The organism is Bosea sp. ANAM02, assembly GCF_011764485.1.
Lineage (GTDB): Bacteria > Pseudomonadota > Alphaproteobacteria > Rhizobiales > Beijerinckiaceae > Allobosea.
The window spans coordinates 3,626,604-3,652,718 of record NZ_AP022848.1 but is presented as its reverse complement, the minus strand read 5'-3'; the positions used below and the strand labels follow the sequence as shown (position 1 = coordinate 3,652,718).

The 26,115-nt window shown below is 66.4% G+C and carries 22 protein-coding genes; 9 read left to right on the top strand and 13 right to left on the bottom strand.

From position 1 onward, the window contains the following. Window positions 1-220: 220 nt before the first annotated feature. Together xdhB and xdhA are read right to left on the bottom strand one after the other, a co-directional pair. On the bottom strand, window positions 221-2,563 hold the full coding sequence (gene xdhB, locus OCUBac02_RS17530) for a xanthine dehydrogenase molybdopterin binding subunit (protein WP_173047431.1): 2,343 nt from the start codon (window positions 2,561-2,563) through the stop codon (window positions 221-223). Continuing rightward, window positions 2,556-4,046, bottom strand: a complete 1,491-nt coding sequence (xdhA, locus tag OCUBac02_RS17525; RefSeq protein WP_173047429.1) for a xanthine dehydrogenase small subunit — start codon at window positions 4,044-4,046, stop codon at window positions 2,556-2,558. Before xdhA ends, xdhB begins: the two co-directional genes overlap by 8 nt. A gap of 117 nt (window positions 4,047-4,163) precedes the next feature. Here xdhA and guaD point away from each other — a divergent pair, with 117 nt between their 5' ends. Then, window positions 4,164-5,489, top strand: a complete 1,326-nt coding sequence (guaD, locus tag OCUBac02_RS17520; RefSeq protein ID WP_244638971.1) for a guanine deaminase — start codon at window positions 4,164-4,166, stop codon at window positions 5,487-5,489. A gap of 120 nt (window positions 5,490-5,609) precedes the next feature. On the opposite strand, the gene OCUBac02_RS17515 is transcribed toward guaD, so the two are convergent. From OCUBac02_RS17515 to OCUBac02_RS17495, 5 genes are all read right to left on the bottom strand, one after another. Further along, complete coding sequence (locus OCUBac02_RS17515) at window positions 5,610-6,467, bottom strand: D-amino-acid transaminase (RefSeq protein WP_173047426.1); 858 nt, start codon at window positions 6,465-6,467, stop codon at window positions 5,610-5,612. Window positions 6,468-6,579: 112 nt separating this feature from the next. After that, window positions 6,580-8,178 carry a peptide ABC transporter substrate-binding protein gene (locus tag OCUBac02_RS17510; RefSeq protein WP_173047424.1) on the bottom strand — a complete coding sequence of 533 codons (1,599 nt, stop codon included), beginning with the start codon at window positions 8,176-8,178 and terminating at the stop codon, window positions 6,580-6,582. Window positions 8,179-8,318: 140 nt separating this feature from the next. Further along, complete coding sequence (locus OCUBac02_RS17505; RefSeq protein WP_173047422.1) at window positions 8,319-10,619, bottom strand: NADP-dependent malic enzyme; 2,301 nt, start codon at window positions 10,617-10,619, stop codon at window positions 8,319-8,321. Between the two features lie 378 nt (window positions 10,620-10,997). Next, a complete protein-coding gene (locus tag OCUBac02_RS17500; RefSeq protein ID WP_038361355.1) occupies window positions 10,998-11,234 on the bottom strand; it encodes an Lrp/AsnC ligand binding domain-containing protein in 237 nt (78 codons plus the stop codon). Between the two features lie 52 nt (window positions 11,235-11,286). Next, a complete protein-coding gene (locus tag OCUBac02_RS17495; RefSeq protein WP_173047420.1) occupies window positions 11,287-12,111 on the bottom strand; it encodes an alpha/beta hydrolase in 825 nt (274 codons plus the stop codon). A gap of 159 nt (window positions 12,112-12,270) precedes the next feature. Between OCUBac02_RS17495 and OCUBac02_RS17490 the strand changes: the two genes are divergently transcribed. Then, window positions 12,271-13,269 carry an asparaginase gene (locus OCUBac02_RS17490; RefSeq protein WP_173047418.1) on the top strand — a complete coding sequence of 333 codons (999 nt, stop codon included), beginning with the start codon at window positions 12,271-12,273 and terminating at the stop codon, window positions 13,267-13,269. Between the two features lie 160 nt (window positions 13,270-13,429). On the opposite strand, the gene OCUBac02_RS17485 is transcribed toward OCUBac02_RS17490, so the two are convergent. After that, on the bottom strand, window positions 13,430-14,800 hold the full coding sequence (locus OCUBac02_RS17485) for a TIGR03808 family TAT-translocated repetitive protein (protein WP_173047416.1): 1,371 nt from the start codon (window positions 14,798-14,800) through the stop codon (window positions 13,430-13,432). 85 nt (window positions 14,801-14,885) lie between these two features. Continuing rightward, entirely contained in the window at window positions 14,886-15,872 is a 987-nt protein-coding gene (gene meaB, locus OCUBac02_RS17480; RefSeq protein WP_173047414.1) for a methylmalonyl Co-A mutase-associated GTPase MeaB, read from the bottom strand. 132 nt (window positions 15,873-16,004) lie between these two features. Between meaB and OCUBac02_RS17475 the strand changes: the two genes are divergently transcribed. Further along, window positions 16,005-17,156 carry an alpha/beta hydrolase gene (locus OCUBac02_RS17475; protein WP_173047412.1) on the top strand — a complete coding sequence of 384 codons (1,152 nt, stop codon included), beginning with the start codon at window positions 16,005-16,007 and terminating at the stop codon, window positions 17,154-17,156. Between the two features lie 134 nt (window positions 17,157-17,290). Further along, entirely contained in the window at window positions 17,291-18,298 is a 1,008-nt protein-coding gene (locus OCUBac02_RS17470; protein WP_173047410.1) for an alpha/beta hydrolase, read from the top strand. Here the strand turns inward: OCUBac02_RS17470 and OCUBac02_RS17465 are convergent, their stop codons facing one another. After that, window positions 18,299-18,769 carry an Lrp/AsnC family transcriptional regulator gene (locus OCUBac02_RS17465; RefSeq protein ID WP_173047408.1) on the bottom strand — a complete coding sequence of 157 codons (471 nt, stop codon included), beginning with the start codon at window positions 18,767-18,769 and terminating at the stop codon, window positions 18,299-18,301. It lies immediately after the preceding gene. A 133-nt stretch (window positions 18,770-18,902) separates the two neighbouring features. Here OCUBac02_RS17465 and OCUBac02_RS17460 point away from each other — a divergent pair, with 133 nt between their 5' ends. Continuing rightward, entirely contained in the window at window positions 18,903-20,186 is a 1,284-nt protein-coding gene (locus OCUBac02_RS17460) for a cystathionine gamma-synthase family protein (protein ID WP_047574021.1), read from the top strand. Window positions 20,187-20,353: 167 nt separating this feature from the next. Here OCUBac02_RS17460 and OCUBac02_RS17455 read toward each other — a convergent pair whose 3' ends face one another. The 3 genes from OCUBac02_RS17455 to OCUBac02_RS17445 form a co-directional block, all read right to left on the bottom strand. Continuing rightward, on the bottom strand, window positions 20,354-20,677 hold the full coding sequence (locus OCUBac02_RS17455; protein WP_173047406.1) for a type II toxin-antitoxin system PemK/MazF family toxin: 324 nt from the start codon (window positions 20,675-20,677) through the stop codon (window positions 20,354-20,356). Continuing rightward, window positions 20,674-20,895 carry an antitoxin MazE family protein gene (locus OCUBac02_RS17450; protein ID WP_047580514.1) on the bottom strand — a complete coding sequence of 74 codons (222 nt, stop codon included), beginning with the start codon at window positions 20,893-20,895 and terminating at the stop codon, window positions 20,674-20,676. Before OCUBac02_RS17450 ends, OCUBac02_RS17455 begins: the two co-directional genes overlap by 4 nt. 71 nt (window positions 20,896-20,966) lie before the next feature. After that, complete coding sequence (locus OCUBac02_RS17445; protein ID WP_173047404.1) at window positions 20,967-21,722, bottom strand: DUF3750 domain-containing protein; 756 nt, start codon at window positions 21,720-21,722, stop codon at window positions 20,967-20,969. Between the two features lie 146 nt (window positions 21,723-21,868). Between OCUBac02_RS17445 and OCUBac02_RS17440 the strand changes: the two genes are divergently transcribed. The 4 genes from OCUBac02_RS17440 to OCUBac02_RS17425 all read left to right on the top strand — a co-directional run bounded on the left by OCUBac02_RS17440 (window position 21,869) and on the right by OCUBac02_RS17425 (window position 26,097). Beyond that, entirely contained in the window at window positions 21,869-22,981 is a 1,113-nt protein-coding gene (locus tag OCUBac02_RS17440; RefSeq protein ID WP_280528826.1) for a polyamine ABC transporter substrate-binding protein, read from the top strand. 26 nt (window positions 22,982-23,007) lie between these two features. Beyond that, window positions 23,008-24,162, top strand: a complete 1,155-nt coding sequence (locus OCUBac02_RS17435; RefSeq protein ID WP_173049654.1) for an ABC transporter ATP-binding protein — start codon at window positions 23,008-23,010, stop codon at window positions 24,160-24,162. 247 nt (window positions 24,163-24,409) lie between these two features. Further along, entirely contained in the window at window positions 24,410-25,312 is a 903-nt protein-coding gene (locus tag OCUBac02_RS17430) for an ABC transporter permease (RefSeq protein WP_173047402.1), read from the top strand. After that, the gene (locus tag OCUBac02_RS17425; protein WP_173047400.1) at window positions 25,309-26,097 is read left to right on the top strand and encodes an ABC transporter permease; all 789 of its coding nucleotides are present in this window, start codon (window positions 25,309-25,311) and stop codon (window positions 26,095-26,097) included. Before OCUBac02_RS17430 ends, OCUBac02_RS17425 begins: the two co-directional genes overlap by 4 nt. The last annotated feature ends 18 nt before the right edge of the window (window positions 26,098-26,115 follow it).

Here is a 26,115-nt window from a genome sequence, read left to right as displayed (position 1 = left end):
CCTCCGCGACGCTTGTCCAAAGAGCGCGGTGAACCCCTCTCCTGTAAGGAGAGGGGCAGGGGTGAGGTGTAGGCCGTAAGACCAGTAAAGTTCCGCAGTTGCGGTGGCGCGGCGGTGAGGGCACGGCCATTGCGGCAAGGGGCCGAACCCTCACCCTGCCCTCTCCCTATGGGAGAGGGTTCCCCGCGCATTCCTCGGTGAAGGGTGTGGCGAAGCCTGCTCACCGCCCCGCCTCCGCCCTGACCCGCTCGACCGCATCCAGCACCCGCTCCGGCGTTGCCGGCGCATCGAGGCGTGGGCAGATGCGGTGATCGCCGACACTCGCGACCGCATCGGACAGCGCGTGCAGCACCGAGATCGCCAGCATCAGCGGCGGCTCGCCGACGGCCTTGGAGCGGTGGATCGTCGGCTCGCGGTTCGGCGCATTCTCCAGCAGACGCACGTTGAAGATGCGCGGACGGTCTGAGGCGACCGGAATCTTGTAGGTCGAGGGCGCATGGGTCCAGAGGCGGCCCTTCCTGTCCCAGACCAGTTCCTCGGTGGTCAGCCAGCCCATGCCCTGCACGAAGCCGCCCTCGATCTGGCCCTTGTCGATCGCCGGGTTCAGCGACTGCCCGCAATCGTGGAGGATATCGACGCGCTCGACCTTGTACTCGCCGGTCAGCGTATCGATCGCCACCTCGGCCGCCGCCGCGCCATAGGCGAAGTAATAGAACGGGTGGCCGCGCCCGGCGTTGCGATCCCAATGGATTTTGGGCGTCGCGTAGAAGCCCGTCGCCGAAAGCTGGATGCGCGCCATATAGGCGGCCGCGATCAGTTCCTTGAACGCGATCTCGCGGGTGCCGACCTTCACGCGACCCGGCAGGAAGGCGATGTCCTCAGCCTCGACCTGCCAATGTTTCGCGGCGAACTCCGCCAGTCGCCTCTTGATCGTCTCGCAGGCATCGAGCGCCGCCATGCCGTTGAGATCGGAGCCGGACGAGGCGGCTGTGGCCGAGGTGTTCGGCACCTTGCCGGTCGTCGTCGCGGTAATCTTGACCTGATCGAGCCCGATCCCGAAGGCATGCGCCACCACCTGCGCCACCTTGATATAGAGCCCTTGCCCCATCTCGGTGCCGCCATGGTTCAGGGCGACCGTGCCGTCGGTATAGACATGTACCAGCGCACCGGCCTGATTGAACCAGGTCGCGGTGAAGGAGATTCCGAACTTCACCGGCGTCAGCGCGATGCCGCGCTTGATGATCGGGCTCATCCTGTTGGCTTCGCGGATCGCGGCTTTGCGGGCCTGGTAATCGCAGCGCCGTTCCAGCTCGGCGATCACTTCGCCCGCGATATTGTCCTCGACCGTCTGGTGATAGGGCGTGACGTCTCGGTCCGGGCCGCCATAGAGATTGCGCTTGCGTACCTCCAGCGGGTCGAGCCCGGTCGCATAGGCGACCTCCTCGATGAAGCGCTCGGCTCCGACCATGCCTTGCGGCCCGCCGAAGCCGCGGAAGGCGGTGTTGGAGCAGGTGTTGGTGAAGAGCGGCTCGGAGCGGGCGCGAACCGCCGGATAGAAATAGCAATTGTCCATGTGGAACAGGGCGCGGTCGGTCACCGGGCCTGACAGATCGGCATTCCAGCCGCAGCGCGCCGCATAGACGGCATCGAGCGCGTGGATGCGGCCCTCGTCGTCGAAGCCGATCTCGTAATCGCAGACGAAATCATGGCGCTTGCCGGTGATCGCCATGTCGTCGTCGCGGTCGGGCCTGAGCTTCACCGGTCGCCTCAGCTTGCGGGCGCAGAGCGCGGCGACGCAGGCGAAGAGATTGGCCTGTGTTTCCTTGCCGCCAAACCCGCCGCCCATGCGCCGGACCTCGACCGTCACCGCATGCGAGCCGACGCCGAGCACGGCCGCGACCATATGCTGAACCTCGCTCGGATGCTGGGTCGAGACCAGCAGGGCCATGTCCTCGTCCTCGCCGGGGATGGCGAGCGCGATCTGGCCTTCGAGATAGAAATGCTCCTGCCCGCCGATCGCCATCGAGCCCTTGAGCCGGCGCGGGCTCGCGGTCATCGCCGCAGCGATATCGCCGCGTTCCAGCTTGAGCGGGGCGGTGACTAGCTTGCCGCCGGCTTCGCGCGCGGCGGCGATAGCGATCAGCGGCGCTTCTTCAACGTATTCGGCTTTGGCAAGCGCGGCGGCATGGCGCGCCTGCTCGCGCGTTTCGGCGACCACCGCAAAGAGCGGCTGGCCGTGGAACAGGATGGAATCGGTCGCGAAGACCGGCTCGTCATGCAGATGCGTGGAGGAGATGTCTTTGGCGCCGGGCACATCCGCTGCCGTCAGCACGGCGACGACGCCTGGCGCGGCGCGCACGGCATCGAGATCGAGTGAGAGCAGCCGGCCATGGGCGATCGTGCTCGTGCCGAGATAGGCGTGGAGCAAGCCTTCGGGCGCGGCGATGTCGTCGATATAGAGTGCCTCGCCCGAGACGTGCTTGGGCGCGGAATCATGGATGTGGGAACTGCCGACCGGGCCACTCTCCAGACCGATATCGAGCTTGCGGCGTGCGTCAGCCATGGGCGGCTCCCGCCAGCAGGCCGGCGACCCGCGTTTGCGCCTCTGTCTGCGTCGTCTCGATCAGGAAGCGGCGCAGCAAGTTGCCGGCGATCCTGAGCCGATAATGCGCCGAGGCACGCATGTCGTCGAGCGGCGTGAAATCCTGCGGCAGCGCCGCGATGGCTGCCGTGACGGCCGCATCGTCCCATCGCTGACCGACGAGCGCCGCTTCGGCCGCCTTCGCCCGCTTCGGGATGCCGGCCATGCCGCTATAGGCGAGGCGGGCTTCGCTGATCCGCTCATCGCCGCCGAGCGTCAGCCGGAAGGCTCCGCAGACGGCCGAGATGTCCTCGTCGAAGCGCTTCGAGACCTTCGAGGCATGGAACAGCGCGCCCTTAGCCAGCTTCGACACCAGCACGGCCTCGACGAACTCAGCCGCGCGCCGGTCCTGCTTGCGGTATTCCATGAAGAAGCTTTCAAGCGGGATGCTCCGTCGTTCGAGACGGGATTCGCCGCGCCGGGCCAGCACCAGCGTCGCGTCCAGGGCGATCAGGGCCGGAGGGAGGTCGCCGATCGGCGAGCCGTTCGCGATATTGCCGCCAATCGTGCCGGCATTGCGAACCTGCTCGCCGCCGAAGCGCCGCATCAATTCGTCAAGCTGCGGGGAGAGGGTGGCCAGCGCGGTGCGGACGTCGATATGGCTGGCCATAGCGCCGAAGCGGAGATGATCGCCTTCGTCGGTGATGGCGCGCAGCGCCTCGATCCGTCCGAGATAGATCACCGGGTCGAGCCGCTTCATCGCCTTGGTGACCCAGAGCCCGACATCGGTGGCGCCCGCGACCAGCGTCGCTTGCGGATGCGCCGCGATGAGATCGGCCAGCGCTTCTATCGTCGTGGGGGCGTAGAAGCGCCCGCCTTCGCCTTGCAGGGCCAGCGTCTCGGCGTCATTAAGGGCCGCGAGGCGCGTCGCGACCGTCTCGCGCTCCAGCAGGAAGCGATCGGCCTCGCGCGGCGCGATCTCGTCCATGCGTTGGCCGGCGGCGATGATCGGTTCGTAGCCTGTGCAACGGCAGAGATTGCCGGCGAGCGCATCCTCGATACGGCTGACGCTCGGCTCGGCCTCGTTCAGCCTGAGCGCCAGCAGCGACATGACGAAGCCCGGCGTGCAGAAGCCGCATTGCGAGCCGTGGCACGCGACCATCGCCTGCTGGACCGGATGCAGGGCGCCATCCGCGCCCTTCAGATGTTCGACGGTCAGCAACTGGCAACCGTCCAGCGTCGGCAGGAAGCGGATGCAGGCATTGATCGCCTCGTAGCGCAGGCGGCCGCGGTCGAGCCGTCCGACGACGACCGTGCAGGCGCCGCAATCGCCCTCGGCGCAACCTTCCTTGCTGCCCGTCATGCGCTGGTCGAGGCGCAGCCAGTCGAGCACGGTGAGTGTCGGGTCGCAGCGATCGATCTCGACCAGCCTGTCGCCGAGCAGGAAGCGCAAGCTCTCACGCATACCGCCGGCTTCCCTCGCAAAGCCAAATCATGCCCGCAGATTAGGCATGATCCACGCTTGGCCGGAAGCTTCGATTTGGTGCAGATGTGATGTGGAATTGTGCCGGAGCCACCGATCGTGACTGCACCCGCTGCCTTGCGCGCCCTGCGCGGACGCCTGCTCTGGTTCGTCGATGATCCGGTGGTGGCAGGCGAGGCGGCGCATCGCTTCATCCAGGACGGTTTGCTCATCATCGAGAACGGGCTGGTCAGGGCGGCCGGCGAGGCGCAGGACCTGCTGCGGACGCTGCCGGCCGATGCCGAAATCGTCGATCATCGCCCGCATCTGATCATGCCGGGCTTCATCGACGCCCATATCCACATGCCGCAGACTCAAGTTCTCGCCTCCTATGGCGCGCAGCTCATGGAGTGGCTGAATAAATACACCTTCGTCGAGGAGCAGAAGCTGGCGCAACAGGGCCATGCCGAGAAGCTCTCGCGCTTCTTCCTCGATGAGTTGCTGGCTAATGGCACCACGACGGCGGCGGTCTATGCTTCAGTCCATCCGCAATCGGCCGAGGCATTCTTCTCCGAGTCGCAGCGCCGCAACATCCGCATGATCGCCGGCAAGGTGATGATGGACCGCAATGCCCCGGAAGCGCTGACCGATACGGCCGAAAGCGGCTATCGCGATTCGAAGGCGCTGATCGCGCGCTGGCACGGCAAGGGCCGGCAACTCTATGCGATCACCCCGCGCTTCGCGATCACCTCGACGCCGGAGCAGATGGCGGCCGCCGGGAAGCTCGCGGCCGAGCATCCCGACTGCCATGTCCAGACCCATATCGACGAGAACCGCGCCGAGATTGCCTTCGCCCGCGAGCTCTATCCGGAAGCGGCCGATTACGCCGATATCTACCGGCGTTACGGCCTGCTCGGCGCGAAAAGCTTGATGGGTCACTGCATCCACATGACCCATAACGAGTGGCAGGCCTTCGCCGAGGCAGGCGCGGTCGCGGTATTCTGCCCGACCTCGAACCTGTTCCTCGGCTCAGGCCTGTTCGACTGGGCCCATGCAAGGCAGCGCGGTGTCAAGGTCGCGGTCGCGACCGATATCGGCGGCGGTACGTCCTATTCGATGCTCCGGACCATGGCCGAGGCCTACAAGGTGCTGCAGCTTCAGGGGCAAAGCCTGTCGGCTTTGGAGGCTCTGCATGCAATCACACGCGGCAATGCCGTGGCGCTCGGCCTCGATCATTGGATCGGGAGTTTCGAGCCCGGCCGCGAGGCGGATGTCGTCGTGCTTGACACGAGCGCAACGCGAGCCATGGCGCATCGCCTGGAGACCGTGCGCGATCTCGCGGAGGAACTCTTCGTGCTCGTCACGCTCGGCGACGACCGGAATGTCGTCGCGACCTATGTGATGGGGGAGTTGGCTGCAGGCGCGTCATTCTCGGGCGGCGCATAGCGCCATCCGTCATGGTCGGGCTTGTCCCGACCATCCACGTCTTCGCTGGGCGGAGGCCGTGTTCAAGACGTGGATGCTCGCCACAAGGGCGAGCATGACGTTGTATGCCCAGCGGACGGTTCAGCCCAGCACGCCGCCCTTGCGGGCGTAGTCGATATAGATCTCGCGCAGGCGCAGCGCGGTCGGGCCCGGCGCGCCGTTATGGATCGTGTGGCCGTCGATCGTGGTCACCGGCATCACGAGGCTGGTCGCGGAGGTGATGAAGGCCTCCTCGGCGTCGAGTGCCTCTTCCAGCGTGAACTCGCGCTCCTCGAAGGAGAAGCCGGATTCCGCGAGATAGGCCAGCACCGCCTTGCGGGTGATGCCCGGCAGCACCTTGTTGGAGAGCGGGCGCGAGATCAGCGTCTTGCCCTTGACGATCCAGGCGGTGGAGGAGGCGCCCTCGGTCACCACGCCGTCTTCGGTGAGCCAGGCCTCCTGCGCGCCGCTTTCCAGCGCGAACTGCTTGGCGAGCACGGGAGCGAGCAGGTTGACGCTCTTGATGTCGCGGCGGGCCCAGCGCAGGTCCGGCGTCGAGACCACCTTGATGCCGGTCTTGGCGCCCGGCGCGTTCACGAAGTTGCGGGCCTGGGTGAACATCACCAGCGTGGGCGCGACATCCTTCGGGAAGGGGAAGTCGCGGTCGGCGGCGCCGCGCGAGACCTGCAGGTAGATGCCGCCCTCGTCGAGAGCGTTGCGCTTGATCAGTTCCTCGTGGATCGCGACGAGCTCGGCCTTCGACCAGGGGAGGTTAAGGCGGATTTCGCCGCAGGAGCGCTCGAGACGGGTCAGATGCGCCTCGCAGTCGACGAGCTTGCCGCCGATAACAGCCGAAACCTCGTAAATGCCGTCGCCGAAGATGAAGCCGCGGTCGAAAACGGAGATCTTGGCCTCTTCCTCGGGAAGATAGGCGCCATTGACGTAGACGATGCGGCTCATCGATGCGGACTCGCTGATTGGAAGGGAACGCCTGCCCTTCCTAGCGAAGCTTGGCGCCGGTTGCGAGCCTCACGGCGTGGAAACCGCCCGGCGTCTGGTGCAGGGCCGGCGCTTAGGCTTTCAGGCTCAGGAAGCGCGTCGGAATCGCGCCGCGCAGGTTCTGCTCGAAACCGACGAGCTTCGGCGAGACCAGGTTCTTGGTCGAGTAGTGCAGCACCGGAATCCAGGGCTCGTCGCGGATCACGATGCTGTCGGCCTCGCGCAGGATCGCCGCGCGCCGGGCGAGGTCGAGCTCCTCGGCCGCCAGCCTCATCAGCGCGTCGAATTGCGGGTTCCGGTACTTGCCGATGTTGAAGCCGGCATTGTCGCTCTCGAACAGGAAGAGGAAGTTCTGCGGGTCGGAATAGTCGCCGACCCAGCCATAGCGGGCGACGTCGAAATCGCCGCCGTCGCGCAGATAGGCGAAATGCGTGCGGAAATCGGTCTCGACGAAGCGGGTCTCGACGCCGATGGCGCGCCATTGCTCCGCGATGGCCTCGGCGGTGTGGCGGTTGTTGTCGGTCGTGTTGAAGCGGAACTCGACCTGGAGCGACACGTTGCCGAAGCCGGCCGAGGCGAGCAGGCGCTTGGCCTCCTCCTCGCGCTCCAGCACCGAGGCGTGGCGAAAATCGAGCTCGGCACGCTCGCCGTAATTGCCGATATGCGGTGGTATCACGCCATAGGCCGGCAGCATCGTGCCGCCCCAGATCCGGTCGGCGATGAATTCGCGGTCGATCTGCAGCGAGAGCGCTCGCCGCACGCGCTCGTCGTCGAAGGGCGGCTTGGCGCTGTTGATGATCAGGAAATAGGTCGCGAGATAGGGGCCGATGCGCACCTGATCGCCGAGCTTGTGCTTCAGTGCCTTGAACTGGTCGGCCGGGATGTCGGTGGTGAGATGCAGTTCGCCGGCCTGGAAGCGTCGTGCGGCGGCCGCGAGATCCGAGGCCGGATAGAAGATCACCGTATCGATCTTCACATCGGCGGCTGCATGGAAATGCGGATTGCGGTCCAGCCGGATATGCGAATTCGGCGCTAACTCCCGCAGCAGATAGGGGCCGTTGGTGATCCAGTTCTCCGGTCGCCCGGGCTCCTGCGCCGCCTGCGCTGCGCTGGCCGCGTGGACGGGCAGGGTGCTCTGATGGGTCAGCAGTTCGAGAAGGTACGGCGTCGGCCGCTCCAGCGCGATCTCCAGCGTGCCCTCGTCGGGGGCGCTGACGCCGAGCGTTTCGAGCGAGGAGCCCGCGGCCGCCTTGTGGATCGCCTCGGCATTGCGGATCGGGAAGAGCAGGTTGGCGTATTTCGCCCCGGTCTCGGGATTCACGATGCGCCGGAAGGAATAGACGAAATCCGAGGCTTTGACCGGGTCACCATTCGACCATTTCGCGTTGTTGCGCAGCGTGAAGCGCCACGTCCTGCCGTCAGGACTCATCGCCCAGCTCTCGGCCACGCCGGGCACGACCTCGCCCTTCATGTCGTGGATGACGAGGCCTTCGCGCAGGTCGCGCAGCAGATGGGCTTCCGCGACGGTGGAGGTCTTGTGCGGATCGAGCGTCTCAGGGTCGCCGTCATTGCCGCGATGGAAGACGATGCGGCCCTGGGCGGTGGCCGCGCGGGTCGCGGCCAGGATGGCGGCGAAAGCCAAAGGGGCATGGCGGCGCGTGACGTCGAGCATGGCAACCTCCCTCAGCCGGGCGTCGCTGCGAGCAATGCCCGACTGGGGAAGTAGACCCTGTCGCGTTGAGTCTGCCAAGCGCGAAAACGACGGCGGGGCCGTAGCTTTCGCGCCTTGATTGTCAGGAGCTGGCTACAGGCTCACTTGCCCGCAGCCGCCGCCGCGCTCTCCTGCGCCTCCACCACCGCAACGGCGGTCATGTTGACCACGCCGCGGGCCGTCACCGAGCCGGTAAGGATATGCGCGGGCTTGGCGGTGCCGATCAGGATCGGCCCGACCGGCAGCGCGTCGGCCATCACCTTGGCGAACTGGTAGGAGATGTTGGCGGCGTCGAGATTGGGGAAGATCAGGACGTTCGCCATCTCCTTGAGCGTCGAGGAAGGCAGGACGCGCTCGCGGATCAGCGGCACGAGGGCGGTGTCGGCCTCCATCTCGCCGTCGCATTCGAGATGCGGCGCCCGCTCGCGGATCAGCTTCAGCGCCTTGCGCATCTTGAGCGAGGAGGGCGTGTCGGCCGCGCCGAAATCGGAATGCGAGAGCAGCGCGATCTTCGGGTCGATGCCGAAGCGCTGGACATGGTCGGCCGCGAGCACGGTCATGTCGGCGATCTCTTCCGCCGTCGGATCATGCTTCACATGGGTGTCCGACAGGAAAAAGGCGCCCTTGTTGGTGATGATCAGGGTCATCGCCGCGATGTCGCAGACATCGGGCGCCATGCCGATGATGTCCTTGATATGCCGCAGCCGCGACATGAACCGCCCTTCGAGGCCGGAGATCATCGCATCCGCCTCGCCCCGCGCCACGGCGAGCGCTGCGATCACGGTGTTGTTGGTGCGCACCAGCGAACGCGCCGCCTCGGGCGTGATGCCGCGCCGGCCGGCGATGTCGAGATAGGTCTGGACATAGTCGCGATAGCGCGGATCGTCCTCAGGGTTGACCACCTCGAAATCGACGCCGGGTCTGAGCGTCAGGCCGAAGCGCTGGATGCGCGTCTCGATCACGCTCGGGCGGCCGATCAGGATCGGGATAGCCAGCCCTTCCTCCAGCGCGACCTGGGCGGCGCGCAGCACGCGCTCGTCCTCACCCTCGGCATAGATCACGCGCTTGGGGTCGGCCTTGGCCTTCTGGAACAGCGGCTTCATCAGGAAACCGGAGCGGAAGACGAAGCGCGAGAGCTGTTCGCGATAGGCCTCGACATCGACCAGCGGCTTGCGGGCGACGCCGGTCGCCATGGCGGCCTCGGCGACGGCCGGCGCGATGCGCATGATCAGGCGCGGATCGAACGGGTTCGGGATCAGCGAGGTCGCACCGAAGGTCGAGGCCTCACCGCCATAGGCGCGGGCCGCGATGTCGGAGGTCGCCTCGCGGGCGAGCGAGGCGATGGCGCGCACCGCGGCGAGCTTCATCGCCTCGTTGATCGTCGTCGCCTGCACGTCGAGCGCGCCGCGGAAGATATAGGGGAAGCAGAGGACGTTGTTGACCTGGTTCGGATAGTCGGACCGGCCGGTGCAGATCATCGCGTCGGGACGCACGGCGAGCGCGTCCTCGGGCGTGATCTCGGGATTGGGGTTGGCCAGCGCCAGGATCAGCGGCTTCGGCGCCATTTGCCTCGCCATCTCGGGCTTGAGCACGCCTGCGGCGGAGAGGCCGAGGAAGATGTCGGCGCCGCCGATCACGTCACTGAGCGTCCGGGCGTCGGTCTCCTGCGCATAGACCTCCTTCCAGCGGTCCATCAGCGTGTTGCGGCCCTTGTAGACCACGCCGTCGATATCGCTGATCCAGATGTTCTTGCGGCTGGCGCCGAGCTCGACCAGCAGGTTGGTGCAGGCGAGCGCGGCTGCACCGGCGCCGGACACCACGATCTTGACGTCGGCGATCTTCTTGCCCGCGAGGTCGAGCCCGTTCAGGACGGCGGCGCCGACGATGATCGCCGTGCCGTGCTGGTCGTCATGGAAGACCGGGATCTTCATCCGGGCCTTGAGCTGCTCCTCGATCTCGAAGCATTCCGGGCCCTTGATGTCCTCGAGATTGATGCCGCCGAAGGTCGGCTCCAGCGCCGCGACGACCTCGACGAATTTCTCGATGTTCTTCTGCTCGACCTCGATGTCGAAGCAGTCGATGCCGGCGAATTTCTTGAAGAGGACGGCCTTGCCCTCCATCACGGGCTTGGAGGCGAGCGGGCCGATATCGCCGAGGCCGAGCACCGCCGTGCCGTTGGTGATGACGGCGACGAGGTTCTGGCGGGAGGTCAGTTCGGCCGCTTCGGAGGGATCGTCGACGATGGCCTCGCAGGCTGCGGCCACGCCGGGCGAATAGGCGAGTGCGAGGTCGCGCTGGTTGCCGAGCGGCTTGGTCGCCTGGATCTCGATCTTACCGGGCCGGGGCTGGCGGTGATAGACGAGCGCGCCCGAGCGCAGATCGGTGGAGAGCGTGCTTTTCATGGCGCGAGGATCCCTGCAGTCCGAAGAATGCTGGTCGCGCGAAAGCCCCCATGCCGTCAAGCGCCGGAGCGCTGCTAGCAGTTTCGCCGGGGCGGAAAGGGTGGTGCGGGCGCAACCTCAGGCGAGGCCGCGAACTTGAATCAATTTGGCAGGTCGTTGAATCGCTGTGCGAGAAGCAGCGCGCAACCACCGGAAACGATTCGAGAAATCCCGGCGGCCGGGAGGGCGGCTTGAATAAGCGAGCCCTCATCCTGAGGAGCGCCGCAGGCACGCCTCGAAGGATGTTTCAGAGCGCAGGAGATAACTGAAGCATCGTTCGAGACGTCATTCCTCGCGCAATGGCGCCTCAGGATGAGGCCTCAGGGAAAGCGCAGGTGCTTAGAAAGCCTTGAAGGTGATGATCGTGTGGGTGTCGGCGATCTCGGGGATCGACTGCACCTTCTGCGCGACGAAATGGCCGATATCGACATCGGCCGCGACATGGAACTTGGCCAGGATGTCGTAATTGCCGGCGGTCGAGTAGATCTCGGAAGCGATCTCGCGATCGGCCAGTTCGCTGGCGACCTCGTAGGTCTTGCCGAGCTTGCATTTGATCTCGACGAAGAAGGTCTGCATCGCGCGCTCCGAAACTCTGTTGCGTCTGGATAGAATCTTCGACGCTGTAAGATCAAGCGCCGGCGAGCGCGGCGATCCGTCGGGTCATCGCATTCTCGGGATCGGTCAGCCCGGCGATCACGGTGAAATGGTTGGCACCGGGGATTTCCTCGTAGCGCGTCGTCACGCCTTCCAGGCTCCAGACATCGACGAGCCGGCGGCTCTGCCTGTGGTACTCGTCGCTTTCCGCGCCACCGACCACCGCATCCATCGTCAGCGAGGCTGGCGCCGGCCAGAACAGCGGGCTTTCCAGCTCCGCGGCGGCCAGGTCGAGATTCAGCGCCTTGTTGATGCTGGTCTCGGTGAGCGGCTTCAGATTGTAGAGCCCGGAGATGCCATAGGCCGCCGGCACGAGCTGGTCCGGCAGGTCGGGATCGACGTTCTTCCAGTCGGTGGCGAGCGTGCAGGCGCTGAGATGGCCGCCGGCGGAATGGCCGGTCGCGATCACCGGCAGGCCGAAGCGCCGCCACAGCGCCGCCGCCGCCTGCTGCAGTTCCCAGACGATATGGCCGAGATGGACCTGCGGGCAGAGATCGTAGCCGACGACCGCGACCGGCAGGCCGAGCCGGTTCAGACCACGCGCCATATGCGAGAAATAGCTGCGGTCCAGCGCCTGCCAGTAGCCGCCATGGATGAACATCACCAGCGCGTTGCCGCGCATCGTTTCGGGCTTGAACAGGTCGTAGGCCTGGCGCTCGCCCTCGCCATAGGAGACGTCGAGCTCGGACAGAGCTTCACTGCGATAGGCGGCGGCGTCCGTCTGCCAGCCGGCGATGATTCCCGGATGTTCGGGCACGCGGGCTCGGTTGTTGTATTCGGTCTCGTAGTCCGGTGACATCGGTCTTCCATCGCTGAAGGGCGCGGGTCTGCTGGGCGGCACCGTGGCAGCCCGGCGCGCTTCGCGCCAGCGCTTTTGACAGGACCCCGCTCCGGCGCCAAAAGGCGGCAAGCCCGCAGCAGGCGGGCCAGAATTCATAGCAGCTTCCGGGAGGTCGCCATGGAAAATCCTGTGCTTGCCGAGGTCACGCGCGGCAACGCCGTCGAATCGCGCCATCGCGGCGCGGCGATCGTCGTCGATGCCGATGGCGGCGTGGTGTTTTCGGTGGGCGAGGTCGAGCGTCCGGTCTTCCCGCGCTCGGCCGTCAAGGCGATCCAGGGCCTACCCTTGATCGAGAGCGGCGCCGCCGATCGCTACGGGCTGACCGAGGCCGAGATCGCGCTCGCCGTCTCCTCGCATTCCGGCGAGCCGCTCCATGCCGAAACCTCGCTCGCCATGCTGCGCAAGGCCGGGCGCGACGCCGGCTGCCTCGAATGCGGCGCGCATTGGCCTTCGAACGAAGTCGTGTCGCGAGCCCTGGCGAAATCGGGCGCGGAGCCGAGCGCCCTCAACAACAACTGCTCCGGCAAGCATGCCGGCTTCGTCTGCCTGTCCTGCAACATGGGCGAGGACCCCGAGGGTTATGTGAAGGCGAGCCACCCGGTGCAGCAGGCCGTGCGCGGCGCGCTGGAGGCCGTGACCGGCGCCGCCCATAGCGCCGATCGCATGGGCATCGACGGCTGTTCGATCCCGTCCTATGCCGTGCCGCTCGAGGCGCTGGCGCTGGGCTTCGCCCGGTTCGGCACCGGCCACGGTTTCGGGCCGGAGCGGGCGAAGGCGGCGGCGCGCATCCGCGCGGCAGCGGCGGCCCATCCGTTCATGGTCGCCGGCACCGGCCGCTATGACACCCGCCTGATGGACCTGCTCGGCGCACGCGCCTTCACCAAGACCGGGGCCGAGGGCGTCTATTGCGCTGCGCTTCCGGAACTTGGCTACGGCATTGCCCTGAAATGCGATGACGGCGCCGGCCGCGCCGCCGAGATCGCGCTCGGTGCCCTGATCGCCCGCTTCCTGCCGATGGACGACGCTACGCAGGCGGCCTTCGCGCCGCTGCGCGAGGCCGTGCTGAAGAACTGGAACGGCATCGAGGTCGGCCGCATCCGCGCGCCGGTCGGCTGAGCGGGTTGGTTATGGCATTTCCCGAGCCCTCATCCTGAGAAGCCATTCCCTTGGGAATGGCTTCTCAGGATGTTCCAGCTCGCTCAGGAGCCTCCTGGAGCATCCTTCGAGACGCCGCTGGCGCGGCTCCTCCGGAGGGGGGCTGGGGGTGGGTCGAGCTTCAGCGCACCGCGTTGTTCGCGACCACGACCCCGGCCGCCTTGCTGTCAAAGCCCTTCGTCAGGTCGCCGGTGACGGGCTTGCCGTATTCGGTGCCGATCACGGCGCCGTCGCGGGCTTCGGCGATGACGTTGTTGGCGATCAGCGCATTGCGCTCCTTTGGCACCAGCGAGACCGAGATGCCGATCCCGGTCTTGCGGATGACGTTGCCGGTGGCGGCGAGGTTTCGCATGCCCCAGGACCAGCCGAGCGAGATACCGGCGTCGCTCGCATCCTCGATGACGTTGCCGGTTACCGCGGCTTCAGCCTCGACATGGATGCCGAAGCCGCCGACCGGGTCCTTGGTGTAGGGCATATCGGCTCGTTTGACCCTGCGGATGATGTTATTGGCGCAGATCGCGATGCGCCCGCCATGGTCGAGATTGGTCATGGTCGCGCCGGCTGCGCAGTCCTCGACGAGGTTGTTGGCGATGATCGCGCCCTCGAAGGCGAATTCGCTGTAGAGGCCGACCTCGCCGCACCGCCGCCCCTGGTTGCCGAGCATCTGGACGCCCGAGCCGGAATTGTTGCGGATGAAGGTCATCGCGCAATCCCGGAGCTGGTTGCCCTCGATGATGACACCACCGGCGCGGAAGACACTGATCCCGTTGCCGTTCTGGCCACTGCCGCCGGCATCGGCGCGGATGCGCAGGACATGGTTGCCCCGGACGATGGAGCCGTCGTCGCCGGGCTGGTTGCGCCAGATCTGGATGCCGTTGTTGCCGCAATCCTCGACCCGGTTCTGCTCGACGCTCAGCCCCTTCGAATCGATCGCGAACAGGGCGGCGTCCCGCATGTTGCCGAAGCGGTTCGCCGTGATGCGTCCACCACAACGATCGAGCGTCAGGCCGACCGAACCGGCCTTGGCGAAGGCACAGCCGGAGACTTCGAGTTCCCCGACATTCTGCGCCGTCAGCAGGCCGATGCGCTGGGCCGAGGGAATATCGAGCCCGTCGAAGCTCAGCCCGGAGAGCTCGGCCCGCGCGAGATTATGGGCGATCAATACGGGTTGGCCATCGGCCGTGACGAGATGCGTCTCTCCGGGCACGCCGGCGATCCGCGCATTCTCGGGCAGATTGACGCCGCCGATCCGATAGCGGCCGGGCGGCAGCAGCAGCGGAGCCCCGCGCGCTGCGGCCTGTTTCAGGGCGGCCAGAAGCTGCCGCGACTGATCCTCGGCGGCGCCGGAGCGCAGGCCGAACTGGCCCGCATCGAGGCCGAGATGGCCGAGCGGCCCGGAAGCGGCGCTGCGCGACTGGGCATGGGCCGGAAGAACGACCGAGGCCGTGCCGAAAAGGCCCATCGCCAGAACGTTGCGTCGGGAAAGCACCATGGAAACTCCTGCTCGGCCGCTGCGGATCAAGTGGCGTGCCAGGTCCATCCGTGCCGATCTGAAACCGGTCGGCGCAGCGCGAGCGCTACAATCCCAGCGCCCGCGCGATTTCGTCGGCCGCCGAGGTCGGGGGCAGGCGGCCGGCGGCGACGGCGGCTTCCAATTCCGGTGTGCGGGCCTTCAGCGCAGGATCGTGTCGGAGCCTGGCTTGCAATCGGTCCTGCACCATCGCCCACATCCATTTCACGTCCTGCTTGCGGCGCTTCTCGGCGATCAGGCCCTTGGCATCGAAACGGCCGCGATGCTCCTCGATCTTCGTCCAGAGGGCATCGAGGCCGAGCCCGGTCAGCCCCGAGATCGTCACGACCGGCGTGCTCCACAGGGGCGAAGCCGGGGCCAGGATGTGCAGCGCGGCCCTGTACTGGGCCGCCGCCGCACGGGCAAGCGTCGCGCCGTCGCCATCGGCCTTGTTGACCGCGATCATGTCGGCGAGTTCGATGATGCCCTTCTTGATGCCCTGCAATTCGTCGCCGGCATTGGGCAGCATCAGCACGAGGAAGAAATCGGTGAGATCGGCCACCGCCGTCTCCGACTGGCCGACGCCGACCGTCTCGACCAGGATCACGTCGAAGCCGGCGGCCTCGCAGAGCAGCATGGTCTCGCGCGTCTTGGCCGCGACGCCGCCGAGCGTGCCCGAGGACGGGGAAGGGCGGATATAGGCGTCGGGATCGACCGCGAGCCTTGCCATTCGCGTCTTGTCGCCGAGGATCGAGCCGCCGGTACGCGTCGAGGAGGGGTCGACCGCCAGCACCGCGACCTTGTGGCCTTTCTCCGTCAGATAGGTTCCCAGCGCATCGATCGTGGTCGACTTGCCGACGCCCGGCACGCCGGTGATGCCGACGCGGATGGCCCGTCCGGTATGGGGCAGCAGCCGTTGGATCAGGGCCTGTGCCTGCTCGCGATGGTCGGCGCGCCACGATTCCGCCAGCGTGATCGCGCGCGCCAGGGCCGCGCGCTCGCCGGCGAGGATCGCATCGCCGAGCGGATCGGCTGGAGGGCTGCTGTCGACCATGTTGCCAGTTAGCAAGCTGCCGGCATGGGCGACAAGGCGCTCCGGCGCTGCACTTGCTTCATCACTGTGTCATGCGCGCCTCTTGTGAATCCGCCGAAGCGGTGAGACCACTTGGCGATGATGTGCGTGGCGATGCGGCTTCGTGTTTTCCTGTTGGCCCTGTTTCTCCCGCTGGCGCTCGCGGCCTGCGGAACGCCACGCGTGCTGGAACTGAGCCAGGCTCCCAAGGCCGACGTCGCCGGAACCATCCAGATCTATGTCGCGACGACGCGCGAGGTCTCGGCGCAGCCGGTCTATTTCAGCGGTGAGCGCGGGCCGAAGCTCTCCTTCGCCCGCCTCGACATTACCGTGCCGCGGGTTCACAAGTCCGGAAGCCTGGAGCTGCCCGATTCGGGACCGGGCGATCCGGCCAAGCATTTTACCGCGACCTATATCCAGAAGCTCGATCTCGCGCCGGTCGTTTCCGACGTTCGCAAGGAGTTGCAGCGCCGGCCGGCCTCCCAGCGCGACGTGCTGGTCTTCGTCCACGGCTACAACACGAACTTTGCCGATGCGGCCTATCGCTTTGCCCAGATCGTCTATGATTCCGGGTTCAAGGGCGTGCCGGTGCTGTTCACCTGGCCCTCGCGCGGGCAGTTGCTGGCCTATCCCTACGATCGCGAAAGCGCCTTCTACTCGCGGGATTTCCTCGAGCTGAACCTGCGCGCCATCGCCCGCGATCTCGGCCCGTCGCGCATGGATATCCTTGCTCACTCGATGGGCACGCTCCTGACGCTGGAGACGCTGCGCCAGGCCGCGATTCGCGGCGACGGCAGCTTCGGCGGCAAGCTGCGTGACGTCATGCTCGCGGCGCCGGATGTCGACCTCGACGTGTTCAGGACGCAGATGCGCTCGATCCGGCGGCCGCTGACCGTTTTCGTCTCGGCCGACGACAGGGCGCTCGACTTTTCCCGACGCTTCGCCGGTGACAAGAAGCGGCTGGGCGCCGTGTCCAGCAAGGATACCGAAACGATCGCGGAGCTGGAGAAGCTCGGCGTGCGCCTGATCGACCTGTCGGAAGTCTCCTCCGGCGACAACCTCAACCACGCGAAATTCGCGTCCTCGCCGAAAGTGGTGCAGCTCATCGGGCAAAGGCTGCAGCAGGACAAGGGTATCGGCTTCGCCGGGCCGCAATTCGGCGACAGGGTCGGCGATATCGCCGGCGGCGTCGTCGGCACGGTTGGCTCCACCGTCGGGCTCGTCGTCACCGCGCCGATCCAGATCATTTCCGGCGCCGTGCCGTGATGTCGCCGCCGCGCAACGCCGGTGCTGCTTCGAGCAGGAACGGGACCGCCTGCCGCATTCTGGCCGCCTTGACCTGTCTTTAGAGGTCCGGCCGCCAGTTCGGCCCTTCTCATTCTGACCGGATGTCCGTCCCAATGCCCGTGACAAGGCGCGCCTTTTCATGCCGTTCGCTGGCTCTCGCCGCGTTCCTGCCGCTCGGCCTCGCCGCCTGCGCGCAGAGCGAGGCCAGCGTGTCGCCGTTCTCCGAGCCGGAGCGGGCCGATAGCTCGGCGCTCGGCAAGGATCCGCGCCTGCTCGTCATGACGACGCGCCGCTCGACCGGCAATGCCACGCCTTTCTTCAACACGGATCGTGGCCCGTTGACCTTCGCCGAGGCGCGGCTATCCCCGCCGGGACGCGGCATCTCGGGGCGCGTGTCCTCGGCCGTCAGCGGCGACTGGGCCGTGCTCGGCGTGTCCCGCGAAACCTCGACGGACGCGGTGCGGGCCTTCTCGGACGCCGTGAACGGGCGCGACGTGCTGCTCTATATCCACGGCTTCAACGAGACCTTCGAGACAGCGGCGCGCAGCGCCGGCCAGCTCTCGCACTCGCTGGAATTCCAGGGACGCACGGCGCTGTTCACCTGGCCCTCCGGCGGGAAGCTCTTCGACTATGCCTATGATCGTGAGAGCGCGCTCTGGTCGCGCGACGGCTTCGTCCAGTCGTTGCAGGCGCTGGTCGCCAATCCGACCGTCGGGCGCATCCATATCGTCGCCCATTCGATGGGTACGTTCCTGACGCTGGAAGGCCTGCGCGAACTGCGCGATTCCCAGGAGATCTACGCCCGGATCGGCTCGGTCGTGCTCGCCTCGCCCGATGTCGATATCGACGCCTTCGAGCAGACGGTGAAGAAGCTCGGGCCCTTGGCCCAGCGCATGACCGTGATCATCGATCCCGGCGACCGCGCGCTCGCCGTCTCCGCCCGCATCGCCGGCGGCGTCGCGCGCGCCGGCGCGGCCGACCGTTCGCGGCTGGAGGCCTTGGGCGTCAGGGTTGCGGATACGTCCGGGCGAGGCTGGAGCATGCTGCGCCACGACCTGTTCCTGTCGGACAGCGAGGTCACGCAGGTCGTGCGCCGCGCCATGGATCGCGGCCGGAGCTGATCAGACCGGCGGCAGGCCGGAGCGCTTTTTGATCGTCGCCAGCGCGAAATTGGATTCGACCGACTGGATGCATTTCAGTCGCGTCGCCTTCTGCTTCAGGAAGCGCTCGTAGCCCTCGATGCCGTCGGTGACGACGCGCAGCAGATAGTCCTGCGAGCCGGTCATGAGATAGCACTCGGCGACCTCGCTCCAGCTTTCGACGGCCTTCTCGAATTCGGCGATCTGCTCCTGGTTTTGTTGGGTCAGCCGCACCGAGACGAAGACGCTGAAGGGCAGACCATAAGCCTTGGGGTCAACGATCGCCGTGTAGCCCTGGATGACGCCGGTCTCCTCCAGCCGCTTCAGGCGCCGGAGGCACGGCGTCGGCGACAGTCCGACCCGCTGTGACAGGTCCTGGTTGGTGATGCGCCCGTCCTCGCGCAGTACGGCGAGAATCCGGCGGTCGATGCTGTCGAGCACGATATGCTCCATCCCTGTCGAAAATGAGCAGAAAGCTGTTCGCTGCACATTAGGATGATGCTGATCGGCCAAGCAATGGCGCGGCGATGGGAATAATCTGGTGCCAGAAACCGGCCTGCATCGCAGGATCGCAAGGGAGACGGCCATGAGCCAAGACAACTACCACAAGGACCGGATCGCCAACCGCAAGCTCCATCCCGAGACGCTGATGATGGGCTTCGGCTATTCGCCGGCCATGTCGGAAGGCTCGCTCAAGCCGCCGGTCTTCCTGACCTCGACCTTCGTCTTCGAGAACGCCCAGCAGGGCAAGGATTTCTTCGATTTCACCTCTGGGCGGCGCCAGCCCAAGCCCGGCGAGAAGCCCGGCCTCGTCTATTCGCGCTTCAACCATCCCAACATGGAAATCCTCGAGGATCGCCTGGCGATCTGGGATGAGGCCGAGAAATGCGCCGTCTTCGCCTCGGGCATGGCGGCGATCGCGACGACCTGCTTCGCCTTCCTGCGGCCGGGCGACACGATCCTGCATTCGCGCCCGCTCTATGGTGGTACCGAGACCCTGCTGAAGAACCAGATGGGCGCCTTCGGCGTCACGCCCTTCGGCTTCACCGACGGGCTCGACGTCGCCCAGATGCGGCAGGTTGCCAAGGAAGCCGCCGCCAAGGGCCGCGTCGCGATGATCCTGGTCGAGACCCCGGCCAACCCGACCAACGGCCTCGTCGACCTTGCCGCCTGCAAGATGATCGCCGACGAGCTTGAGACGTCGCAGGGCCATCGCCCGCCCGTCGTCGTCGACAACACCATGCTCGGCCCGAAATACCAGAAGCCGCTGAAGCAGGGCGCCGATCTCTCGCTGCTCTCGCTGACCAAATATGTCGGCGGCCACTCCGACCTCGTCGGCGGCTCGATCAGCGGCTCCGAGGCGCTGGTGCGACAGGTCAAGGCCTGGCGCGGCTCGCTCGGCACCCAGGCCGACCCGAATTCCTGCTGGATGCTGATGCGCTCTCTGGAGACGCTCGACATCCGCATGAGCCGCGCCAACGAGAACGCCAAGCTCGTGGCGGAATATCTCGAGAGCCATCCCAAGGTCGCCCGGGTCCACTATCTCGGCAACCTCAAGGACGGCGATCCGCGCAAGGCCGTCTTCGACCGCCAGTGCACGGCGGCGGGCTCCACCTTCGCCTTCGACGTCAAGGGCGGCGAGAAGGAAGCTTTCGCCGTGCTCGACAATCTCCAGATCATGAAGCTCGCGGTCAGCCTCGGCGGCACCGAGACGCTGGTCTCGCATCCGGCCGCGATGACGCATTCCGGCGTCGCCCGCGAATTGCGCGAGGAGATCGGCCTGACCGACGCCCTGATCCGCATCTCTGTCGGCATCGAGAACATCGAGGACCTGATCTCGGATCTGGCGCAGGCTTTCGAGGCGGTTTGAGGGCAGTTGCTACTCACCCAATCGTTGTCATTCCGGGGCTTCTCAGAGCGAAGAACCCGGAAGACACGACCGGGTGAGCGGCCCGAACCTGAGTATAGCGTGCCCCACCCAGTCGTGGGTTCCGGGTTCGCGCCTGCGGCGCGCCCCGGAATGACAGAAGTGGTTACTCAACCGAGGCCCAGGAACAGCGCCAGCGACCGATTCACCGCAATCATCGTTTCCGGATCGAGACTGCCGAAAACTTGTCCGATCCGCTCCCGGCGCACGGTCATCGCCTTGTCGACCATGATCTGGGAGGCAAGGCGCAGGCCGTTCGTGGCATTGGGCTCGACTGTCAGCCGGATCAGCGGCGCATCGACGAGATCGCTGGAGATGAGCAGCAGAGTCACCGTCGCCGTCAGATCGAACGGATCGGCCTGAACGATCAGGGCAGGGCGCGGCTTCCCGAAATCCCCGGCGAGCGCGACGGTGACGAGGTCGCCGCGCTTCATTCAGGGGCGCGGTCCAGATCGTCCAGCGCAGCGTCAAGGAATGCATCCAGGTCCCGATCGGCACGGTCACTGACTGCGACGAGGCGCGCCTGGCGTCGGCATTCCTCGCTGAACCCGGGGCGTCGCGTATCGGGAACCCAGATCTGCACCGGCCGCAGGCCCGCAGCCCGCAAGGCGTCGCGGCGCTTCTGGACGCGTCTGGCAATGGAACTGGCCATGTGAACACTCCCGCAAGTGTTACATGTAACGCTTATCCAAGCGCGCCGCAAGGCCGGCTGGCGCTGTGGTGCTAAACCCCGACCCGCCCCCAGCCCGGCAGCTTCAGCGCCGGGTTGCGCAGGTCGAGCCCGGCGACGAGGCCGAGCAGGTTGATCTCGATGCCCTCGACCCAGCCAACGGTCACGCCGGCGAGCCCGTAGAGCGAGGCCTGGATGCCGGTGCGGCTGGCGGTGAGCCCGGCGAAAAGACCATCGGCGCGCCAGTCCTTGCCGAGCGCCGTCGGCGGCAGTGCCTGATGCAGCTCCGGCACCTCTGCCAGCACATGCTGAACGAAGCTGTTCGAGTTCGGACCCGGCCAGGCGAGATAGCTGCCCGGGCTCGAATAGGCATAGCTCGCGACAGCCGCGCGGATGCGCGGGATCAGGCGCTCGGCTGTCTCGCCGCGAATCTCGACGACAGGCTCCGGCATGTTGCCGAACCAGCGGCCATCGGCCTCGCGATGATTGACCCGGACCGGGGCGCCCCAGCCGACGACGTCGAAGCGGGTATAGGCGCTGGCACCGCGCTCTTTCACCACGATCCAGGAGTGATGCGCGAAGATGCCGCGCCAGCGCCCGACGCGCGCGGCGAAGACATTCACGGTCGCTTCGGGCTCGACGGAAGCCGCCGGCAGGAGCTTCGCACTGGTCCAGTCGGCGCGGCGCCAGTCCGGTGCATGCGTCTGCCAGGTCCACCAGCCCGCATGGCTCGCGAGCGGCAGCAGGAAGGCGACCGCGAAGAACAGCAGGAAGCGGCGGAACAGGCGCATGCGGTACGGTATGTGCATGACGCTGGCGGCCGGCAAGGCTGCCGCGGTTCACGCTTGCGTCAGGCGCCGCTTGCCTGTGCGCGGGTGTTCGGCCGTGCCCTCTAGCGGTTGAAGCCGGGGGGAAAGCTGGTAGCGTGCGCGCGCCAACACGATGGAGGGGCGGATTGGGTAGGACGACGAAACGACTGACCGAGGCGATTGCCGCTTGCGCGATCGGATTGGGACTTCTGGCCGCTCCAGCGGCCGCGCAGGACAAGCAGCTGCGCATCTTCAACTGGTCTGACTATGTCGATCCGGAGGTGCTTGACGCCTTCAAGAAGGAAACCGGCATTACCGTCGTCTACGACACCTTCGATCAGATGGAGACGGTCGAGACCAAGCTCCTCGCCGGCAAGACCGGCTACGACCTGATCGTCGTCACCGCCTCTTTCCTGCCGCGCCATATCCCGCTCGGCCTCTACCAGCCGGTCGACAAGGACAAAGCGCCGAACCTCAGGAATCTCTGGCCGGAAATCCAGACTCGGCTGTCGAAATACGATCCCGGTAACAAATACGCCGTGAACTACATGTGGGGCACCACGGGGATCGGTTACAATGTGGCGAAGGTGAAGGAACGCCTCGGTCCCGATGCGGTGATCGACTCCTGGAAGATCGTCTTCGAGCCGGATCAGCTCAAGAAGCTCTCGAATTGCGGTGTGCATGTGCTCGACGCGGTCGAGGAGATGTTCCCCGCGGCGCTGCGCTATCTCGGGCTCGATCCCGATTCGAAGAAAGAGGCCGATCTCAACAAGGCCGGCGAGCTCCTGCGCAAGATCCGCCCGCATATCCAGAAGTTCCACTCCTCGGAATATATCAACGCGCTGGCGAACGGCGATATCTGCCTCGCCGTCGGCTATTCCGGCGATATCCTCCAGGCCAAGAAGCGCGCCGAGGAAGCCAAGAACGGCGTCCAGATCGCCTATTCGATCCCGAAGGAGGGGGCGCTGATGTGGTTCGACTCGCTGGTGATCCCGAAGGATGCCGGCAATGTCGAGGCCGCCATGAAGTTCATCGACTTCGTCAACCGGCCGGAAATGGCGGCGAAGAACTCGGACTTCATCCAGTATGCCAACGGCAATCTCGCCTCGAAGCCGATGCTTTCGGCGGCGGTGCGCGACAATCCCGGTATCTACCCCTCGGACGAGGTGATGGGGCGGCTCTATACGATCACGCCCTATGACCAGAAGTCCCAGCGGCTGGTGAACCGGCTCTGGACTCGCGTCAAGACCGGCAAGTGACCGGTTTCGGACAGGCCGCGAGCGCCATGAAGAAGACCTCGCCCGGCAGCGTGCGCCGGGCCTTCCAGCCCTGGAACGATCCGGCGGCGAAGCCGCTGGTCCAGTTCCGGGGTGTGACCAAGCGCTTCGGCGACGTCACCGCGGTGGGCGACCTTTCGCTCGCGCTCTACCCGCGCGAGTTCTTCGCGCTGCTCGGGCCCTCCGGCTGCGGCAAGACCACGCTGATGCGCATGCTCGCCGGCTTCGAGACGCCCGATGCCGGCACGATTCTGCTCGACGGGCAGGATATCACCGGCGTTCCGCCGCATCTGCGGCCGATCAACATGATGTTCCAGTCCTACGCGCTGTTCCCGCATCTCAGCGTGGCGGGCAACATCGCCTATGGGCTCAAGCGGGAGGGGCTGCCGCGCGCCGAGATCGACCGGCGCGTCGAGGAGATGCTGGCGCTGGTCAAGCTCTCCGGTCTCGGCGGGCGCAAGCCGCACCAGCTCTCCGGCGGCCAGCGCCAGCGTGTCGCGCTCGCTCGTTCGCTGGCCAAGCGACCGAAGCTCCTGCTGCTCGACGAGCCGATGGCGGCGCTCGACAAGAAGCTGCGCGAGCAGACCCAGTTCGAATTGATGGATCTGCAGAGCGAGCTCGGCCTCACCTTCATGGTCGTCACCCACGATCAGGACGAGGCGATGACCATGGCCGACCGCATGGCGGTGATGGACCATGGCAAGCTCGTCCAGATCGGCCCGCCCGACGTGATCTACGAGGTCCCGGCCAACCGCCACGTCGCGGAATTCGTTGGCGACATCAACATCTTCGAAGGTCGGATCGCGGCCGTCGAGGGCGAGCTGGTCCGGGCCGAGATGCCGCATGTCGGCATCGTGGAGCTCGACGAGGAGGCGCCGGCGCTGAAGCCGGGCGAGCCGCTCGTCGTCGGCATCAGGCCTGAGAAGATCGAGATTGCTCATGACGAGCCGGGCCAAGCCGTCAACAAGGTCGCGGGCGAAATCTGGGATATCGGCTATCTCGGCGATTTCACGATGATCCAGGTGATGCTGGGAGGCGAGGGCGGTCAGCTCGTCAAGGTCGCGCTTGCCAACCGCACACGCCGGATGGCGCGGCCCTTCGCCTGGGACGACAAGGTCTGGCTCTCCTGGGATGTCGAGGCCGGCGTGGTGCTGCCGCCATGAGCGGAGTACCGAAGCGATTCCGTCATTTCGGGGCGCCGCGCAGCGGCGAGCCCGGAACCCATGAACAGGACACTTCCCGTCATGGTCGGGCTTGTCCCGACCATCCACGCCTTCCTTTATCGAGTGCGGTGTTCAAGACACGGATGCTCGCCACAAGGGCGAGCATGATGAGTCTGGAGACATGTCGTGTTCACGGGTTCCGGGCTCAGGCCCGCGGCCTGCCCCGGAATGACGGTAGGGTCAGGGCATGAGCGCGGTCGCTTCGCTGCAGCGGCTGCGCGGTCTCGTCGTGGCCGTGCCCTATCTCTGGCTGGCGCTGTTCTTTCTCGCGCCCTTCGCCATCGTGCTGCGCATGGCCTTCTCGCAGGCTGCGACGGCGCTCCCTCCCTATGCGCCGCATTGGGAGGGGGTCGCCCAGCTCGGCGAATTCCTCTCGCAGCTCGACCTCGCCAATTTCAGCCTGCTTGGCGACGATGCGCTCTATTGGCAGAGCTATCTCTATTCCCTGCGCATCGCGGCGCTGACCACCGTCTTCGCGCTCGCGATCGGCTATCCGCTTGCCTATGCGATGGCCTCGGCGCCCGCGCGCTGGCGTGGCATCCTGCTCGTCTTCGTCATCCTGCCGTTCTGGACCTCCTTCCTGATCCGCGTTTACGCCTGGATCGGCATCCTCAGGCCGGAAGGCCTGCTCGATGTGACGCTTGGCCTCCTCGGTTTCGAGGGAGAGCCGTTGCGCCTGCTCAATACCGAGGCGGCCGTGCTGCTCGGCATGGTCTACTCCTACCTGCCCTTCATGGTGCTGCCGCTCTTCGCGACGCTGGAGAAGCTCGACCGCGGCCTGCTCGAAGCGGCGGCCGATCTCGGCGCCACGCCGGTCACGGCCTTCCTGACGGTGACGCTGCCGCTCTCGCTGCCCGGCATCCTCGCTGGCTCGGCGCTGGTCTTCATCCCGGCGGTCGGCGAGTTCGTCATCCCCGATCTGCTCGGCGGCCCCGATACCGTGATGATCGGCAAGGTGCTCTGGAACGAGTTCTTCTCGAACCGCGACTGGCCCTTGGCCTCTGCGGTGGCGGTCGTGCTGCTCGTCGTGCTCGTGCTGCCGCTCGTCCTGGTTCAACGGGCGCGCCTGCGCCGGGAGATGGCGGCATGAGCCGGCTCGGCCCTGGGTTGATCCTCGCGCTGATCGTCGGCTTTGCTTTCCTCTACCTGCCGATCCTCACGCTCGTCGCCTATTCCTTCAATGCCTCGCGGCTGGTGACGGTCTGGGGCGGTTTCTCGGCGCATTGGTACGGCGCGCTGATGCGGAATGAGCCGCTGCTCGACGCGGCCTGGCTCTCGATCCGCCTCGGCTTCGCCTCGGCGACGCTGGCGACGATCCTCGGCACGCTGGCCGCGCTCGCTCTCGCGCGGCATGGCCGCTTTCGGGGGCGCACTCTGTTCTCCGGCATGGTGCTGGCGCCGCTCGTCATGCCCGAGGTCGTCACCGGCCTGTCGCTGCTGCTGCTCTTCGTCGCCGCCGATGTCGAGCGCGGCTTCTGGACGGTGACGGTTGCACACGCAACCTTCAGCCTCGGCTTCGCCTGTATCGTCGTACAATCCCGGCTCGCCGGCTTCGACCGCTCGCTGGAGGAAGCGGCGCAGGACTTGGGCGCGACGCCCTTCGTCACCTTCTGGACCGTGACTTTGCCGCTGATCTGGCCGGCGGTGGCGGCGGCCTGGATGCTCGCCTTCACGCTTTCGCTCGACGATCTCGTCATCGCGAGCTTCACCACCGGCCCCGGCGCGACGACATTGCCGATGCGGCTTTATTCGGCGGTCAAGCTCGGCGTCTCGCCCGAGATCAACGCCGCCTGCACGATCATGATCGGCGCCGTCGCCGTCGTGGTGATCGCGGCCTCGCTGCTTTTGAAGCGCGAGCAACTGGCCGGCAGTTAAACGGCGGCTGAACGGCGC